Origin of the sequence: Litorilinea aerophila (genome assembly GCF_006569185.2) — a bacterium.
GTDB lineage: Bacteria > Chloroflexota > Anaerolineae > Caldilineales > Caldilineaceae > Litorilinea > Litorilinea aerophila.
Genome location: NZ_VIGC02000005.1, coordinates 1 through 16,725, shown reverse-complemented (window position 1 = coordinate 16,725; position 16,725 = coordinate 1). Strand labels below are relative to the sequence as shown.

General features: G+C 59.3%; 13 protein-coding genes. 1 reads left to right on the top strand and 12 read right to left on the bottom strand.

The window, feature by feature from the left end:
- Nucleotides 1–101 precede the first annotated feature (101 nt).
- From FKZ61_RS04570 to FKZ61_RS04550, 5 genes are all read right to left on the bottom strand, one after another.
- A complete protein-coding gene (locus FKZ61_RS04570) occupies nt 102–1,007 on the bottom strand; it encodes a carbohydrate ABC transporter permease (protein WP_141608902.1) in 906 nt (301 codons plus the stop codon).
- A gap of 108 nt (nt 1,008–1,115) precedes the next feature.
- Complete coding sequence (locus FKZ61_RS04565; protein WP_141608901.1) at nt 1,116–2,480, bottom strand: extracellular solute-binding protein; 1,365 nt, start codon at nt 2,478–2,480, stop codon at nt 1,116–1,118.
- A gap of 84 nt (nt 2,481–2,564) precedes the next feature.
- Nucleotides 2,565–3,530 carry an amidohydrolase family protein gene (locus FKZ61_RS04560; RefSeq protein WP_141608900.1) on the bottom strand — a complete coding sequence of 322 codons (966 nt, stop codon included), beginning with the start codon at nt 3,528–3,530 and terminating at the stop codon, nt 2,565–2,567.
- A 262-nt stretch (nt 3,531–3,792) separates the two neighbouring features.
- Nucleotides 3,793–4,731, bottom strand: a complete 939-nt coding sequence (gene rbsK / locus FKZ61_RS04555) for a ribokinase (protein ID WP_141608899.1) — start codon at nt 4,729–4,731, stop codon at nt 3,793–3,795.
- Between the two features lie 314 nt (nt 4,732–5,045).
- Nucleotides 5,046–5,963 carry a dihydrodipicolinate synthase family protein gene (locus FKZ61_RS04550; RefSeq protein WP_141608898.1) on the bottom strand — a complete coding sequence of 306 codons (918 nt, stop codon included), beginning with the start codon at nt 5,961–5,963 and terminating at the stop codon, nt 5,046–5,048.
- A 486-nt stretch (nt 5,964–6,449) separates the two neighbouring features.
- Between FKZ61_RS04550 and FKZ61_RS04545 the strand changes: the two genes are divergently transcribed.
- Complete coding sequence (locus FKZ61_RS04545) at nt 6,450–9,188, top strand: hybrid sensor histidine kinase/response regulator (RefSeq protein ID WP_141608897.1); 2,739 nt, start codon at nt 6,450–6,452, stop codon at nt 9,186–9,188.
- A gap of 154 nt (nt 9,189–9,342) precedes the next feature.
- On the opposite strand, the gene FKZ61_RS04540 is transcribed toward FKZ61_RS04545, so the two are convergent.
- The 7 genes from FKZ61_RS04540 to FKZ61_RS04510 form a co-directional block, all read right to left on the bottom strand.
- Entirely contained in the window at nt 9,343–9,993 is a 651-nt protein-coding gene (locus FKZ61_RS04540; protein WP_141608896.1) for an HAD family hydrolase, read from the bottom strand.
- Entirely contained in the window at nt 9,986–10,882 is an 897-nt protein-coding gene (locus FKZ61_RS04535; RefSeq protein ID WP_141608895.1) for a hypothetical protein, read from the bottom strand. The genes FKZ61_RS04540 and FKZ61_RS04535 overlap by 8 nt, the downstream gene beginning before the upstream one ends.
- A complete protein-coding gene (locus FKZ61_RS04530; protein ID WP_141608894.1) occupies nt 10,873–12,432 on the bottom strand; it encodes a prenyltransferase/squalene oxidase repeat-containing protein in 1,560 nt (519 codons plus the stop codon). The genes FKZ61_RS04535 and FKZ61_RS04530 overlap by 10 nt, the downstream gene beginning before the upstream one ends.
- Before the next feature lie 66 nt (nt 12,433–12,498).
- Nucleotides 12,499–13,704 carry a nucleoside hydrolase gene (locus FKZ61_RS04525; protein ID WP_268251884.1) on the bottom strand — a complete coding sequence of 402 codons (1,206 nt, stop codon included), beginning with the start codon at nt 13,702–13,704 and terminating at the stop codon, nt 12,499–12,501.
- 559 nt (nt 13,705–14,263) lie between these two features.
- A complete protein-coding gene (locus tag FKZ61_RS04520) occupies nt 14,264–14,914 on the bottom strand; it encodes a sensor histidine kinase (RefSeq protein ID WP_229964140.1) in 651 nt (216 codons plus the stop codon).
- A gap of 453 nt (nt 14,915–15,367) precedes the next feature.
- A complete protein-coding gene (locus FKZ61_RS04515) occupies nt 15,368–15,733 on the bottom strand; it encodes a hypothetical protein (protein ID WP_141608891.1) in 366 nt (121 codons plus the stop codon).
- A gap of 162 nt (nt 15,734–15,895) precedes the next feature.
- On the bottom strand, nt 15,896–16,516 hold the full coding sequence (locus FKZ61_RS04510) for a DUF5317 domain-containing protein (protein ID WP_211358410.1): 621 nt from the start codon (nt 16,514–16,516) through the stop codon (nt 15,896–15,898).
- Between the last annotated feature and the right edge of the window lie 209 nt (nt 16,517–16,725).

The following is a 16,725-nucleotide window of genomic DNA, read 5'->3' as shown; positions in this document are numbered from 1 at the left end:
CCTGTTCGGCGAGCTGCAGGGTCCGTTCTGGACTGGATTCCAACGAAGTTGTCATGGCATTCTTTCCGCTCTACCCATCTGCATAAAGCTGAGCCCGCGCGTTAGTACTCTACCCGGCGGGAGAGGACGCGCAGCTGGAAGATGGTGATCAGCAAGATCACAAAAAACAGGATAACCGTCAGCGCGGCGGCATAGCCCATGTTGTAGCTGGAAAAGCCCTCCCGGTAGACTTCCAGCACCACGGTGGTGGTGCTCTTCAAGGGGCCTCCCTGTCCCTGTTCACTCATGTTCTGGACCAGGTCGAACATGCGCAGGAAGGAAATGGTCTGCAGGACCGACAGGTAGACGATGACCGGGTTGAGGAGGGGGAGGGTCACCCGCCAGAAGATCTGCCAGCGGTTGGCGCCGTCGATGCGGGCTGCCTCGTAGTAGATGTCCGGAATCTGTTGGAGGCCGGCCAGGAAGATGATGACCGTGAAGCCCAGGCTGCGCCACACGGCCACCGCGGTGATGGCCGGCAGGGCCTGGTTCGGGCTCTTGGTGAAAGGCTGGGGCGGCAGCCCGAAGGCTTGCAGGATCTGGTTGATGAGGCCGCTCTGGGGCGCGTAAAGCCAGTTCCACACAAAGGCCACAGCCACAAAGGAGGTCACGTAGGGGATGAAGTAGGCGGCCCGAAAGAAGCCCACAAAACGCCGGATCTGCCCCAGGAGCATGGCGATGCCCAGGCCCAGGGCCATCTGCGTAGGCACGCCCAGCACCACGTAGCGGACGGTGTTCCAGAAGGCGGCCCGCACTGCGCTGCGGGGCTTGAAGAAATCGGCCCAGATCTCCTGGTAGTTCTGCAGGCCGACCCAGGGACCGCCCGCCTCGAAGACGTTCCAGTCCCGGAAGCTGATGTTGAAGGCCAGGATCGTGGGATACCAGCGGATCACCACAAAGAAGACCAGGCTGACGCTGAGGAAGATGTAGGCCCAGACGACCTGGCGTTGGCGCAGAGTCAGTCTCATGATGTGGCTACTTTCTACCATCAAGGGCGCCCCATCTGGGGAGGCCCAAGGGAAGCCAGAAGGCCCCCTTCAGGCGCTTCTCCAGATGGGGCAACCCAGGCTACGACCCTAGCGGCTCGCCCAGAACTCGTCCAACAGCTCCTGGACGGTCTGCACGGCGAAGTCCAGCTCCTGGTCCGGGTCGGCGCCGGTCAGGACCACCGCGTCGTAGGCGTCGATGAGGGCCTGGCGATCCTTGCTCTCGTCCACGAAGAAGGTGGCGTGGGCGTAGGGCAGGCCAGCGGCGAAGGCGCCCAGCTTGGGATCGGCCAGCAGCTCGGGATCGTTGGCGGCGGAGAGCTGGGCCGGCAGCTCACCCACGATCTTCACCCACAGCGAGCCGGCCTCCGGGCTGGTGATGAACTGCAGGAACTTGACGGCCGCCTCCATGCGCCGGGGATCCGCAGCGGCTTTCTTGGTGATGCCGTGGGTCCAGTAGCTGCCGAAGGTGCTCTTGACGCCGTTGTACTCCGGCAACTCGATCACGCCGAAGTTGAGGTCGGGGGCCTGGCTGGCGATGGTGCCCAGGCGGAAGGAGCCATCGATGTGGAAGCAGGCCCGGCCGTTCAGGAAGAAGTTGGGATCGCCGTCGAAGAGGGTCGCGTCCCCGGTCTTCAGCTCGGTCTGGAACTTGAGCAGCTCATGCCAGGCGGCATAGCCGGCATCGCTGGCATTCCAAAGCACCTTGCGGTAGTCGTCGCTGTAGGGCTGTTGGCCGAACTGGCGCAGCAGCACTTCCCGGAACCAGTGGTGGGCCTGGCCACCCATGGAGACGGGGAAGCCCATGATCTCGTAGTTGCCGTTGGCGTCCATCTTGGTGCACTGGACCGCCTGCTCTTCCAGCTCGGCCAGGGTCTTGGGCGGGTTTTCCGGATCCAGGCCAGCCTGCTCCATCAGGTCCTTGTTGTAGAAGAGGGCCAGGGTGCGCACCGCGGTGGGCAGGGTGAAGAGGGTCCCGTCCACGAAGCTGGCCTGGACCATGGGGCTGAACTCTTCCGCCACCATGGAGGGGGGGAAGGCGTCTTCGGGCAGGGGCACCAGGTAGCCGGCGTCAATCCAGGCCACCTGCCAGCCGTAGAAGAGGGTCACCACATCCGGCCCCACGCCCGCGGGCACGCTGGCCGCGATCTTGTCCCGGAAGTCGTCGTAGGGGATGTCTGCGTTGTGGATGACCTTGATGTCCGGGTTTTCCGCCTCGAAGAGCTCGATGAGCTGATTCATGGCGTCCACCCGGGCGGCGAAGTTGTACTGCCAGTATTCAATTTCGATGGGGCCTTCGGACGGTGCCTCCGCGGCGGGCTGTTCGGCGCCCGTCTGGGCACCGGTCTGGGCCGGTGCTTCGCCGGCTGGCGCGGCCGGCGCCGGGCAGGCGGCCAGCAGGACGGCGACCACCGTCAACAGGCTCAGCAGAAGGGTGATGCGTTTAGACGGCATTTCTGACTCCTTTTTGGTGAATGGTAAAACCGATACCACAGTTCATCCGATGGCCAGGGCCACCGGTCGGGCCTGTGGGCCCGCTCAACCCGCAACGGAATCCAGCTTGAGCAGCCGTGCGGCGTTGCCGGCGAAAATCATCTGGATGTGTTCCTCTGGCATGTTGAGGTCCAGGCAATCCCGCAGCTGATCCTGGAGGTAGCGGAAAGCAAACCCCCGGGGAAACCAGCTGGAATCCGAGCCGAAGATGATGCGGCTGGGGCCGATGGTTTCGTAGAACTTCCGGAAGAGGTACTTAACCGTCAGCTCCCCAGGCACCCACCGGATCCACTGGAGGCTGCCGCTGGTGTCGACGCTGACATTGGGACAGGACCAACAGAGCTGCAACGTCTCCCGCTCCCAGGCACAGCCGAAATGGGGCACCACGAAGTCCACCTCCGGAAAGAACTTGGCCACGTTGTGCAGCTTCAGGGGATTGATGTTCTCGTGCCAGGCGATCCCGCCGGAACTGCCCTGGATGCCGAAGTGGATGAGGACGGGGATGCCCAGTTCCGCACATTTTTCCCACACGGGAAAGGCCGCGGGATCTTCGATGGGCTCTTCGATCATGGGGGCCAGCAACTTGTACCCGCGCAGGCCCAGTTCTTTGACGGCACGCTCCAGGCGCTCCACCGCGTCCGGCAAGAAGGGGCTGTGGTGGGCGAAGCCGATGAAGCGGTCCGGATACCAGCTGCAGATTTCGGCCAGGTGTTCGTTGCCGCCGCCGGTGACGAAGACGATCTTGCTGATGCCGTACTTGTCCAGCTCTTCCACCCAACGGCGGGCCTGCTCCCGATCGCCGGGATGGGCTTCCCGGGGCTCGGCCTTGGGGAAGCCCCACATGCGCCGCCAGTGTTCGCTGTAGGGTCGCCCCTTCTCCTGGATCAGTCGATAGCGCCGTTCGCCAACCCGGTCGATGTAATTTTTCATGGTGTCGCCCATGTCTGGGAACCAGGGGCGATCGGTGGGGAAGTGGGCGTGAAAGTCGATGATCTCAAAGCCTTCGTACATGATGATGCCTCAATCTGTGAAAGGTTGCGTCATTGATCAGGGCACGATGATCACACGCTGGTCAAACGTGTGTTTTTTGATAAACGCCGGCCTACGGCGGGTACAGCCGGATGGAGTCGGGCCGATAGGCGCTGGCGCAGTGCGTGGACCAGTCTACACAACACCTGAACTCGGTGTCAGCAAATCCCGGCGGAAATTCACCGATGGTTTCCAGCAGGGGGAATGGAGCCGAGCTTCCGCCGTGGACTTGCGCCAGGCTGCACTAGCCACCTTCCGCGGCCAGGAGTTCAGGTGGAAGGTCCGCAGCCGAGGGGAAACTACTCTGGGTGCCAGGGGACTGAACACTGATGGCGGCGATCTGGTTGGCCCGGGCCATGGCTGCGGTCAGGGAAAAGCCCCGGGCGATGAAGTAGGCCAGGCTCCCCACAAAAGCGTCACCGGCGCCGGTGGTGTCCACCGCTTTCACGGCCGGCGCCGGCTCATGGTGGACCTGGTCTGGTGTGACCAGCAGGCTACCCCGCTCCCCCAGGGTGAGGATAACCCGGGCCGCCCCGCGGCCGAGGAGGACCCGGGCTGCCGTTTCGGCCTGCTCCAAGGTCGAAACGGGTAAGCCGGTCAGGGTTTCCGTCTCGCTTTCATTGGGGCAAAAGATATCGCTGAGCCGGTAGGCTTCGTCCGGCAGGTGTTCCCGGGCAGGCGCCGGGTTGAAGATGGTGCGGATGCCGGCCTGGGATGCCAGGCGGAGGGCGGCCAGGTTGGTTTCCAGCGGACATTCCCACTGACAGACCAACACATCGGCAGCCTCGATCACTTCCTGGGCCGCGGCCACATCCTGGGGCGAGAGCAGCTCGTTGGCCCCCAGCGCCACGATGATGGCGTTGTTGCCGGTGCTTTCATCCACCCAGATGGGCGCCACGCCGGTGAAGGATTCGTCTGTGACCTGGATGAAGCGGGTATCGATGCCATTGGCGCGCAGATTGGCCAGGGTGTTCTCACCGAAAAGGTCCTGTCCCAGTTTGGCCACCAGGGAGACCTGGGCGCCCAACCTGGCAGCCATGACCGCCTGGTTGGCCCCCTTGCCACCAAATCCCATCTGAAAACGGGTGCCTGGCAGCGTCTCGCCCAGTTTGGGCAGGCGAGGGGCGTAGCTGATCAGATCCATGTTGCAGGCGCCGATGACGCAGATCTTGGGTACCGCCATGGTGGTTGCTTCGTCCAGGATTGAGGCTCATCTCCTAAATGTGTGCGAACCCGTTCGGTTCCCTGCGAAACCGGGGTAGGTAGCGCACATTTGTGGTAGATGAGCCCAGGCTTGATTGTTGTGGCCAATGGCCGGCAAAGGGTGGGCTGTAGCGTGGGAGAGGGACGCCATCGGCCCACGGGCTCGAAATGGAGGGGACTGTCATGTGCGCTCAGAGAGCCTCTACATGGCCAGTCCAGAAAGTGCCTGAAAGTATATCAATTCGTCAGGCAGGAGGCAAGTATGGCCGGGCGCGACTGCAGTCCAGGGTACTTCTACAGTGCCTCCCGGGCAGGAAGGATGGGCGAACCTGCCAGCGCGGCTTGCATTTCCGCTACTTCCGCCTCGGTCAGGCCGACCAGGGGAGGCCGCACCGTGAGCCAGGTGGGATCCCCGCGGTGGTCGGCCAGGATCTGCTTCAGGGCCGGGATCGGTGGCAGGGTCCGAAACGCCTGGCGGAAGGCGACGATCTGCTGCTGCAGCTCCGCTGCTTTGGCAGACTGCCAGTCGTCGTACAGAGCACGTTCCGCGGCGGCGATCACATTGGCCACCGCATTGATGGCACCTGCGCCGCCGGCCTGCAAGGTCTGGAGCAGGAAGCGCTCGGAGCCGGTGAAGGTGCCGAAGCCGGGGAAGTGTGTCAACAGAGCGTGCAGGTTGTTCCAATCGCCAGAGCTGTCCTTGATGCCGACCACAGTGGAGGGGTAGTGTTTCAGCAGTCGCTCGATCAGGGACAGGCTAAAGCCGACCTGCGCCACCGGCGGAATGTGGTAGAGGTAGATGCGCAGCCGGCTATCCCCCACCCGCTCGATGATTTCGGCAAAAGTGCGGAAGAGCCCCTCATCGCTGACGCCCTTGTAATAGAAGGGCGGCAAGACCAGAACGCCTGCACAACCCAGCTCCACCGCGTGGCGGGTCAGGCGCACCGTGTCTGGGATGGCGCAACAGCCTGTGCCGGGCATCAGCACATCGGGGGACACGCCGGCGTCCACCAGTTGCGCCAACATCTCCATTCGCTCCTCTACGGAGAGGGAGTTGGCTTCGCTGGTGGTCCCAAAGGGACAGAGCCCGTGGCATCCCTGTTCCAGGAGCCACTGGCAGTGGGCAATCCAGCGAGGGATGTCCGGACTCAGGTCGGGCTGGAAGGGAGTCAGCGTGGGGGCGAAGATCCCGCGTAAAGTTGGAGTGGTCATCGGGTCACCTCAATTCAGAAAGGAGCACGCTCGGGTGGTTGTATGGATGGGCCATGGATGGACGTGGCCATTCCGGCAGTGTCTGTCATCAGTATGATACCATTATTACGATGGAAACGACGACTTGCAGTCAGACCCACATTTCTGGCGCGGGGTTCGGTTCTCGGCAGTTCGTGGGAAACCAACAATCCGGCGGTGTGTGTATCCAGAGGCAACAGACAAAGAACGCTGACAGGGAACTACGTCAAATATCGGGGCAAAGGTCCGAACATTGGAGGATGCCGTCAGCGCCAGAGGCGGTAAAATAGAAGATGGCATCCAAGTGCTGTCCGCTCGCCGTGTCTCACGCCACTCCGGCCGGGATGGATACCAGGATCCGGCGCTGCCGGTCGCACGGGTGACCATCCGGATGGATCCACATGGCGGGATGGGACACCCCGCCTGGACTGGATCAAATTGACAGAGGCCTCTTCCGAAGGAATCGACATGCTGAAACAACTGGGGCGCCTGCTCGCTGCACCGAAATTTCCAGAGGATCCACAGAAGACGCATACGGCCTATTGGCTGAATGTGATCAATCTGATATCTCTCCTCTTTCTGTCCATTCTTATAGGACTACTTCCGATTTCTAAAATGGACGCGCAGGCGAAAGAAAGTCTGTTCTGGATCGATCTTGCTTTGATTAGTACCTTACTCGCCAGTAGTTATCTGCTGCGTATCGGGTTTGTCATGCAGGCGGCATTACTGGTGATTAGCTTATTTTTTGCGCTCGTGACTTATGTAAACACATTTGTTTTTCAAAGCCTGCGTAATCCCCATATCATCGATTATTTGATTTTAATCCCCCTTGCTGGACTATTGCTGGGAAGAAAAGCGCTGTCTATTGTGGTAGTAATGTCCCTAATCGTCATCGGTGTGATATTTGGTTTAGAATCCACCCAAAGGCTCCATGCCAACTTACCGCCCGAGACTACATTAAATGAGTTAACCATCATTGCAATTGGCATTGCAATGAATACCCTCCTACTCCGCTGGACCATCCGCGCCACGGAAGAAAGCGAGAAGGCGGCCAGAGAGACCGTCAAGGCGCTTACCAAGGCCAACGCAGAAATTTTACTCGGACAGGCTGAGCTGGAGGAGTCCCGGGCCGCATTGGAGAAGCGGGTTCGGGAACGCACCACCGAGTTGGCAGAGGTTAACCGACGCCTCCAGATTGAGTTTGAAGAACGGCAGCAGAGCGAGATACGTTTTCGCAGCCTTGCTGAAAACTCGCCGGACTTCATTTATATCTGGAATCCTCGAGAGCCGAAATGGGAGTACAGCAACCGTGAAGTCTTTCTCGGCTGCCCGGTCAGCCAGATCAACAGCCCCCAGGCCTTTCTCGAACGGGTGCATCCGGACGACCAGGCCCTGGTCCGGGAATATTGCCATTCCCTCAGTGAAATGCCCGCCAATGGCAAACAGTGTGAATTCCGATTTCGTCCGGCCAACCAGGCAGAATGGGAATGGGTACAGAGTCGGGCCACAGCCCTCAACGTGGACGAAGGAGGCAGGCCCGGTCAGCTCCTGGTCAATCTGACGGTCATCACCGAACGCAAGACCCATGAAGAAAATCTGCGCCGGGCCAAAGAAGCCGCCGAAGCGGCCTCCCGTGCTAAAAGCGCCTTCCTTGCCAATATGAGCCATGAAATCCGCACCCCAATGAACGGGGTGATCGGAATGACAAGTCTGTTGCTGGCCAGCGACCTCTCCCCTGAACAGCGGGATTTTGTCGAGACCATTCGCCAGAGCAGCGACAGCCTGTTGACCATCCTGAACGATATCCTCGATCTGTCCAAGGCGGAATCGGGCAAGTTGGAGCTGGAGCAGAAGCCTTTTGACGTTCGGCAATGTCTGGAGGAAACCATCGATTTGATGGCCCTCAAGGCAGCGGAGAAGGATCTAGAACTGCTCTACTGGGTGGAGCCCGATGTGCCAGTCCAGATACTGGGAGACCCCACCCGGCTGCGCCAGGTGCTTCTCAACCTCCTGGCCAACGCCATCAAATTTACCGAGACCGGGGAGATCCTGATCCGTCTGAGTGCCCGCCCCCTATGCGAGGGAGAATACGAGTTGCAATTTTCGGTTCAGGATACGGGCATCGGCATTCCTGCCGACCGGCTGGCCGAGCTCTTCCAGCCCTTCAACCAGATTGATGTCTCCAACACGCGGAAATATGGCGGGACGGGCCTGGGCCTGGCCATCAGCAAGCATCTCTGCGAGCTGATGGGCGGCCAGATCTGGGTGGAGAGCCAGGAGGGTGTAGGCTCGACATTCTTTTTCACCATTCGAACCCAATCCTTCGGTGAAGGGGGGAACGGCGACGCCGGGCACCTGGCACCTACCGCCGCGCTCCATCGCCGACGTGTTCTCATTATAGAACCCCATGCCAGAAGCCGGGAACTCCTGGCCCAATACTGCAGCCTCTGGGGAATGGAGCCCACCGCTGTCTCCTCCCTCGCCGCTGCCCAGGCCGCAGCGGACAGATGCCCGGAACGGTTTGATGCCTGCCTCCTGGCCTACGAACCGGCATGGAATGGCACCCATGCCGGCCAGGAACGGCCATCCTGGCTCCGGTCGACCCCCACCATCTGGCTCATCTCCCCCATCCATCGCCTGAAAGGGGGGCCTGCGGTGCCAAACGGGGATATCCTGCTCATCAAACCCATCAAGGCATCAGGCCTCCACCAGGCCCTGACCCGCTGCCTGATGGCGCCTTCCCAGCAAGGGCTCCCCACGGTGACCGCGCCACAGGCCCCAGGGGCCAACGAAGCCGGAGGTAGTGGTTCCACCATCCGCATTCTGCTAGCGGAGGACAACCTGGTCAACCGCAAAGTGGCACTTCAGATGCTCAAACGGCTGGGTTTCGAGGCTGATGTGGCCGCCAATGGCATCGAAGCCGTTGAAGCGGCCATCCACAGGCCGTATGACGTGATTTTGATGGATGTGCAAATGCCGGAAATGGATGGCCTGGAGGCCACACGGCAGATCCGCCAGAAGTTGGGAGCAACGGGCCCTTACATCATTGCCATGACGGCCGCGGCCATGCAGTTGGATAAGGAGAAATGTCTGGCTGCCGGCATGGATGATTTTGTGCCTAAACCCACCCGAATCGACGATCTCCGGGCAGCCCTGGAACGCTATAGCCAGCGCGCGACCATGCCGGGCTCTGCAAAACCGGCCTGATGTCCCGTCCTGTACGTCTAATCAGGCCTAATGTCAAGAGGCATCACAGGTCTGGTTTCCATACCGGACCTGCAGTCACCTATGGAAACCGGACCTACGAAATCAAGGGTGCTGCTCCGCAAGACAACTGGTATGAGACGGAATCTGGGGGAGTTTAGTGGCCGGTCAGATGGGGCAGGGGCGTCAAGTCGCGCAAGATGTGGGCGGCCAGATCATGGTCTGGCCGCTGGCGATCCATCAGGTAGGCACGCATGCCCACAGCCCTGGCCCCTTCCACACAGATTTCTTCATCATCCACAAACAGGCAGTCTGTCGGATCCACCCCTAGTCGTTCCATGACGGTCAAATAGGCAGCGGGAGCGGGTTTCGCCGCTCCGATCACGGGTGCAGCACAGGCCACGTCGATATACCGGGCAAGGCCTGCCGCCTCCAGGGAAGCCTCCAGGCTGGCCAGGGCGAAATTGGAAAGCACCCCGATTCGTACCGGCTGTTTGTCCAACGCGGCCAGCACCTGGGTTACCTCCGGATAGGGCCGCACGCAGACGGTGTAGTCAAACGCCACCAATTGCTGTCGGATAGCCTCTGGCAGGCCCAATTCCTGGCAGATTTCCAGCCAGAATTCCTGGAAAAATTGCTGCTCCTGGGCCAAATTCTGGGGAGCGCCATGGTGAGATCCCCAGGCAAACCACCGTTCTGCCAGTTGATGAAGGGGCATGGGAATCAACTGGGCCAGATGGACGGCCGCTACCTCCAGGTCAAAATAGGTGAGAACCCCATCCCGGTCCAGGATGACAGCCTCAACCATGGGGATGGCCTTCGTTCAATGGGTCTGGAACAGGGGAGATGGGCGCAGGGTACCAGAAGGGCCCCAGGCGAGTCCCCAGGCCGACGACGGGGGGATTTTCCCAGGCCTGGCGGTAGTGAAGAGCTCGCTCAGCACGGCCTGTTTTATCTCGCATACTTGTGTTACGAATATAGGCGTAATCGTACAATATGTGCCGCAACGTTGCTTTATCCAGGGCAAACCCCAGATGCTGGCGCCAGTAACATTCCAGTTTGCCGATGAGCACTGGGGGAACCAGCGAGATCAACAGCTGAGGTTTGCCAGAGCCCAGATACAAAGTTGCCGGAGGAACATCCTGCCCTAAAATAGCCCGTATCACCTGGGAACGGGAAAATTTCCCATGTTCGATAATCTTGCCAGCCACAAGATGCCAGTAGTCATCCGGGTCGGTGGCAATAGTAAACCATACTGCCGGACCATTCCTCCGAGCAGGAATCTCCTGCTCTAATCGTCTCGCGACAGGCGCCAGTTCTGGCCACGCATGGGCGCCAAGGAGTCTGACCTGCCAATTGAGCTGTCGATATTGTTGCAAGGCCTGGCTGCTCGCCAGTCCCTCTTCCGTCCACCGGACAAGGTTTTCTCGATAATTCGGTGTAATTTCGTGATAATTGGCTTCGGTCATGATCCCTGCAAAGATGTATCGAATGCCATGGTCGAACAGTAGCTGCAGGCATGACAGCATCTGGGCCATCGTAAAAGTTGCATACTCATCCGTAGTGGGCGAAATGCCTGCCAGGGCCGCTGCCCGTCGGGTTCCCCCGGTAGTCAGAATGATGGTTTGGGGAGCCACTTTGGCCACTTCTGAAGCAGGAGCCTGCAGGAAGTCATGTAAACTAAGGACTACGTCCATGACTGTACACCTTTTTCTTGCAATGTCATTTCCTGTTGCATAACTATCGCGAATATAGCCCCTAGTTCATAAATGCGATCCACCCGATATGGCGAATATAACTCTTTACCCATCCAGTAATCATGCTGAAGAAAGGTGTGAGGACGATATCGCTTCAACAGCCATTGTTGCCCTGCGTACATGGCATCCATTGGTATCGTCTGTGTCTTTTTCAGAGCGCGGTTGATTTGGTACAAAGCAGTGGTACTGAAAACTGTCTCAACGGTTGAAGATTCCTCGCCCATGCCCCACCCACCATCAGGATGTTGATCAAGGGCGAAGTAGTGGGCAGTCTTATCCAAGACAGCTACGTGACCGTGTTCAATAAGAGCTACTGCCACCTCCAAAGTGGTATAGCGCCAGGAGCTATGCCATTTATCCGCCAGCCAATGGCCTTCAGGCTGCTGTTGTTTCAGGAGAAATTGAACAGTAGGTGTGGCAGAGTGACCGCTACAGGCCAGAGCATAAACTGCATGGGCATTTGACAGCACAGAAGGGTTTAATTCATTAACAAAGGTATAATAATGGTCATCTACACAGAACTGACTAAGAGCGTCACAAGACACTTGCCCCTTCATATGTGCAATTGCAGCTAATCCAGCAGCTGTCAAATCCACGTCGACAACGAATGCCGGGCTAATACCAACACCGTTACGCGCTTGCAATCCATCTTTTAGTCGCTCAACTTGCATCAGAACTCCATCAAAACGCTCGAGATGTGGTAGAGCGCCAGTGATTTCGAGGGACATCAACCCATAAGATAACTCAAAGGTTGATATAGGCCATACCGTCGGCATCACACCTGGGATGTCGCATAATGTCGCCCGATTGGCTTGGTGCAAATACCCCTCGGCAATTCTACAAATTTCTTGCGAAATGCCCTCCCGAGTTGCCTCCCGTAACCATGCCGCCGTAGCGGCTGGGCTGTGCCCCACTCCGCCTGTACTATCCAACAGCTCCACCGAGAAGCCCGTCTGCAGGGCCTCCCACGAGTAGAGGGGGGCATCCCCTGCCCGTAGCCGGCGCCCCTGGAGCCGCTGCAGTTTCATTTGGCGCAAAGGCTGCAGGGAGCGGTACCAGTCGGCAGAGACGGGAAGACCGGCGTGCCGGGCTTCATCCAAGAGGCGGGGAAGGACCAACTCGGTCGCCACGGCCAGGGCGTCTATGGGCGGGTCCTGCCAATAAACCTGCTGATGTTCCAGGAAGGTCAGGGCCGCCTCGATCCGTTCCTGGGTCGAACGCTCCTGCCCTCGATATTGATGCAGTGCCAGCACCGCGGCCAGGGTCGGCACATCCCGGGTCAGGGGAACAGCCGGATCGCCCCAGCCACCATCGGCCCGTTGGCGGCTGATGATCCAGTCCAGCGCCGGATCGACGCCTTCCTTGGGCGGATAAAAACGCAAGACCTGGGCCGTATCGTAGACCGACGGGCTGACCAATCCCCCATCCTTGCCCAAATCCCGAATCAGTGCATAAAGCTCGCTGCGGATCTCATCCACGGTGTGTCCCATGAATTCTCCCTCCCTTTGACTCTCCGAATTCAGCCGCCATCTATTTCCTGTCTTGCCCAGCGGCCTTTAACGACTTTGCACCGACGGCAGGAAAAGCTGAATTGGCGACGGTTCGTGTTCAGCTGCGCCAGAGGCAGATACAGACTGGCTCAAGTCATCCATGAACATCTGGTAGAGCGCCGCCGCGTCCACGTCCATGGCCACCAGGGCGTTGTCCGGCTCTCGCTGCAAAATAGCCCCCACGGCAGCCAGATAATCAAAGCCTGGATCGCTGAAAACCTGGTCGGCGATCTGGCTCAACTCCCGATCATCTGCAATCAAGGTGATGCGCTCTGCGAAGGACAGGGCAATCAGGCTCTGGCCGCGGGCCACCTCCGGCCGATCCAGCACCTTGACCAGGGCTGAGTGCAACGTGGCCAGGCTGGGATCCAGGGCCACCATGGCCGCAACCGGATCGGGCACTACCGCAGCCGATCCGCTCTGGAGCTGGACGCCCAGATAGGCCTGGAGCGCCGGCGCCAAGAATTGAATGGCTGGAACACCGTCCTGCTGCAACGAAGCGACATCTGCCATGCTCAAGCTGAACTGGCCAAACGCGTCCATAGGCACCAGGGTGATGGGCAATCCCGACTGGAGAACTTCGGCGGCAGCGGCCGGATCCTGCCAGAAGTTGTATTCGCTCACCGGCGTCGTGTTGCCGCCGAACTTGGCACCGCCTAACACCACCAGGCGGCCCAGGTTGGCCATATCAGCCGGACAACGCCGCAGGGCCTGGGCCAGATTTGTCAAAGGCCCCAGGGCCAGGACCACAGCGCCAGGTTCTGTACGGGCCATATCACAGTAAAACCGGGCTGCTTTGCGATCAACCGCATCAACCTCTTGCGGATTCTGGGCACCCAGAAACCAGAGCCCATCCGGCCCGTGGATGAGCTTTCCGGTGCTGCTCAGGAGCACGTTGGACGGTTTATGCGCACCCATGACCACCGGAATGTCATTCCGTTCGAGCAAGGAAAGAAGCAGAAGCACATTATTGGTAGCGTTTTCCACCGTGGTGTTGCCAGCGACCGTGACCACGCCCAAGAGCTCCAAAGGATACCGGTGCTGGCTCAGCAGCCAGATCAGGGCAGCCGCATCGTCCACACCCAAGTCGGTATCCACCAGCAAACGAAGTGCCGACTGATCGGACGTCTGAACAACAGGCGAGGCGCCAGCCTCATGCCCTGGCCAGGGGGGGATCCGGAAGGACTCCGGCACGTCCGCCCAGGCAACCATCGGGGTACCCACCAGAAGTATCAGGCTCAGAAAAAACGCCAGGATACGCCCGAAAACGGTACGACGGCTGACCGCCTGATTCCCTATCCACGCCTTCATGATCCGCTCCTCTCTGAATGTATGCCCATGTAGTAAATCCCGGCAGAAATTCGCCGAGGGTTTCTCCCAGAGATAGCGCGCCCAGAGGACACCCGGAATTTCTGCCGTGGTATTTACGCCAGACTGTAGTAGTCCGGGATCAAGTCACGAAAATTGCGCCTGATGGACCATGCCATTGGTCCAACCTGGGAAATACATCACAAAAAAGAAACCCACCGCGCCAGCAGTGGGTTGTATCCAGTCTGAATAAAACGATCACAGCATGGGAGATGGATAGTTAATCCCGGCAGGAATTCGCCGGGGGTTTCTGCCAGAGGCAGTGCCGCCGAATTTCCGCCATGGTATTGACGCCAGGCTGTACTCGTCATCGATGAGCGTCCCAAGTTCAGCGTTGAAAGAGCAATGAGATACCACGATGTGCGGTTATGGACGAGCCCGGGACAGAAGCCGCCTATTGCTTTCAGTCCACATCGGCCAGGGCGGGCAGATACACCCGGAAGGTAGTGCCAACGCCAGGTGCACTTTCGACCCGTACCCCACCCAGGTGGGCGTAAATGATGCCCAGGGTCGCGGTCAGCCCAATGCCACGGCCGGTGGATTTGGTGGTGAAATAGGGCTCGAAGATGTGGGCCAGCGTCTCCGGTGTCATGCCGACGCCAGAATCCTGCACCTCCAGACAAACGTACGGCCCGCTAGCCAACCCACCACCACCCTGGAAAGTCCGGGTTTCCTGGGTGGTTAAGACTTCTTCGTACGTTCGGACCACAATCTCGCCTGGCGGCTGCGCAATGGCATCGGCCGCGTTGCGGAGCAGATTCATGACCACCTGCCGCATCTGCAACGGTGTCGCCCATACCAGGCTCAATTCTTGGGTCAGGGCTAAGTGAAGTCGGGCCCGAGAAGCCAGCTCCGGCTCCAGCAATTCCACCACTTCGACCACGATCTGGTTCAGATCCACGTAGGTGGAGTGGGTACGCTCCCGATCCATGTCCGCCAGAAGCTGATAGGTGAGATCAGCAGCGTGGCGGGTCGCCTGGATGGCGCGCTCCAGGTGTCGCCGGGCTGGGCTATCCGCAGGCACCTTGTTCAAGGCCATGCGGGCATGGCTCATGATGATCACGAGCAAATTGTTAAAATCGTGGACGGTGCCTGCAACCAACCAATCGACACTGGCAGGTACGGGGGCCTGGGGACCTGGCTCCGAATGGATTTGCGGGGGATCGGGCTGTCGCCCCATTTCATTCAAACGGCTTGCCGGCAACCATGTATGCTTCTGCGAAGAAGGATCCGACGGATGGTTCATTGCGATTTTGGTTTCCTTATCCAAACTCAGCGCAACTCAATTTTTTTGATAATTCTGGAGATTAGTCCAACCATTGTCCCCTCTTGAAAATCAATTCTGGACGCAGGCAATACCCCTCATTGACCTCCCTGCCTTAAAGGCAAAGGAGCAGGGTATCCCTGCACCCAGAATTACAAGAAATCGCCCCCCAAAAAAGGATGCGAGAGGAGACGCTCTACCGCCTTACACAGCTTCCTATGCCATCCAAGGACGCCCCCTGTCTTAGCCGAGCCAGGGACGGCGTCCAATCCTGGCCGCCATGCCGCTGTGGGAATACACCAGGTCCGGCCCGGCGATTTCATCAGCCGCCTGCTCGGCCACGAGATCTAACAGCTGGGCCGCAAAGTCCTGTAGCGACTTTGCCTGGATGGCCAAAATTCGTGCCCGTTCTTCTGGCGTCAGATCAAAGTGCTCGCCGTTATAGCCGGCGGCCAGGGCAGCGGCAGGATCGGTGAGCAGCAGGTGGCAGAAACGCCGACTGACCAGCGCGGCACTGAGCAGGCGGTTCACCTCAGAGCTTGAGGCACCTTGCCTGCTCTGGCTTAGTGCTGTGGGCTGATTCACGAGAGACTTGATTGGCATCGCCATGTGATTTTCCTATACCCTTTCGTCCCAACCGTTTCAACGAGATACTTCGATGGAGGACCAAGCCTTTTACTGCAATGGCTGCTGTAACGTCTTGCTAACACGACAAAAACTGGGCGTAACAAAAATGGCGGACCCAGTTCTTGTCTTGTCTTTTCGCTCACTCTATTTTTCTGAGCGGTGCTCCGCCATGACCGGGGCCTGGGACTCGGCCGGGGAGGAGTATCCCCCTCCCGCCTGCCAGAAGAAGACCAAAACCCCCAGGGCGATAAGGACGTCACCAAGGCTAAATGCCACTCGGTACGGCACCCAGGATGGCAACAGAAAGCGGTCGGCCAGCCATTCCAGATGGGTTTCTGTGGTCGGGAGCAACACATCTTTGGACGTACCCACCCGGCTTCCAACCGGGATCTCCAGCGCCGAAACATCTACACCGTGGAGTCGGGCTACGGTTTCGGGACTGACCGGCATCAGGCCGCCGTTCGCCCCGATCACCAGTAAATTCAAAAGTAACCCAGCTCCCAGTAGCCAGAAGCCCTTGTGTTCCCGATTCCGCCAAGCGAACAGTAGAAGTAACACCTGGGAGCTGACAAGCGCCACTGCTGCGCCTGTCCTGCTAATATGATTGCGGGTGTAGGGTAGGAAGAAGGCTACCCACTGTGGGATAAAGGCCAATCCGGCCAACCACAGGTACTGCAATTCGGGAACGGTGTATGGGCGTCTTGCAACCCAGGCCCTGACTGCACCTGCGACAAACCCTAAGATGAGTGCGTATACCAGTATCACTGGACCGGCATCACCGTGCTAGGAAGGTACAGTCAGCATCATCCACAACGACGCATCCAACCTGGCCCCTCGGGAAAGGAATGGCGGCTCAGCCACCCGAGGCCAGCGGTGCACCGGCGCTCAACACGTACAGGGCCAACGCACCCAACGTCACCAGCAGGCGGGCGCATCGGGGATTCAGGCTCAGGCGCTTCATGGTCTCTCTCCTT

Excerpts from the sequence above, each read along its gene's own strand:
- FKZ61_RS04570 (WP_141608902.1), bottom strand. The coding sequence starts at position 1,007 with ATGAGACTGACTCTGCGCCAACGCCAGGTCGTCTGGGCCTACATCTTC.
- FKZ61_RS04565 (WP_141608901.1), bottom strand. The coding sequence starts at position 2,480 with ATGCCGTCTAAACGCATCACCCTTCTGCTGAGCCTGTTGACGGTGGTC.
- FKZ61_RS04560 (WP_141608900.1), bottom strand. The coding sequence starts at position 3,530 with ATGTACGAAGGCTTTGAGATCATCGACTTTCACGCCCACTTCCCCACC.
- rbsK (WP_141608899.1), bottom strand. The coding sequence starts at position 4,731 with ATGGCGGTACCCAAGATCTGCGTCATCGGCGCCTGCAACATGGATCTG.
- FKZ61_RS04550 (WP_141608898.1), bottom strand. The coding sequence starts at position 5,963 with ATGACCACTCCAACTTTACGCGGGATCTTCGCCCCCACGCTGACTCCC.
- FKZ61_RS04545 (WP_141608897.1), top strand. The coding sequence starts at position 6,450 with ATGCTGAAACAACTGGGGCGCCTGCTCGCTGCACCGAAATTTCCAGAG.
- FKZ61_RS04540 (WP_141608896.1), bottom strand. The coding sequence starts at position 9,993 with ATGGTTGAGGCTGTCATCCTGGACCGGGATGGGGTTCTCACCTATTTT.
- FKZ61_RS04535 (WP_141608895.1), bottom strand. The coding sequence starts at position 10,882 with ATGGACGTAGTCCTTAGTTTACATGACTTCCTGCAGGCTCCTGCTTCA.
- FKZ61_RS04530 (WP_141608894.1), bottom strand. The coding sequence starts at position 12,432 with ATGGGACACACCGTGGATGAGATCCGCAGCGAGCTTTATGCACTGATT.
- FKZ61_RS04525 (WP_268251884.1), bottom strand. The coding sequence starts at position 13,704 with ATGGTTGCCTGGGCGGACGTGCCGGAGTCCTTCCGGATCCCCCCCTGG.
- FKZ61_RS04520 (WP_229964140.1), bottom strand. The coding sequence starts at position 14,914 with ATGAGCCATGCCCGCATGGCCTTGAACAAGGTGCCTGCGGATAGCCCA.
- FKZ61_RS04515 (WP_141608891.1), bottom strand. The coding sequence starts at position 15,733 with ATGGCGATGCCAATCAAGTCTCTCGTGAATCAGCCCACAGCACTAAGC.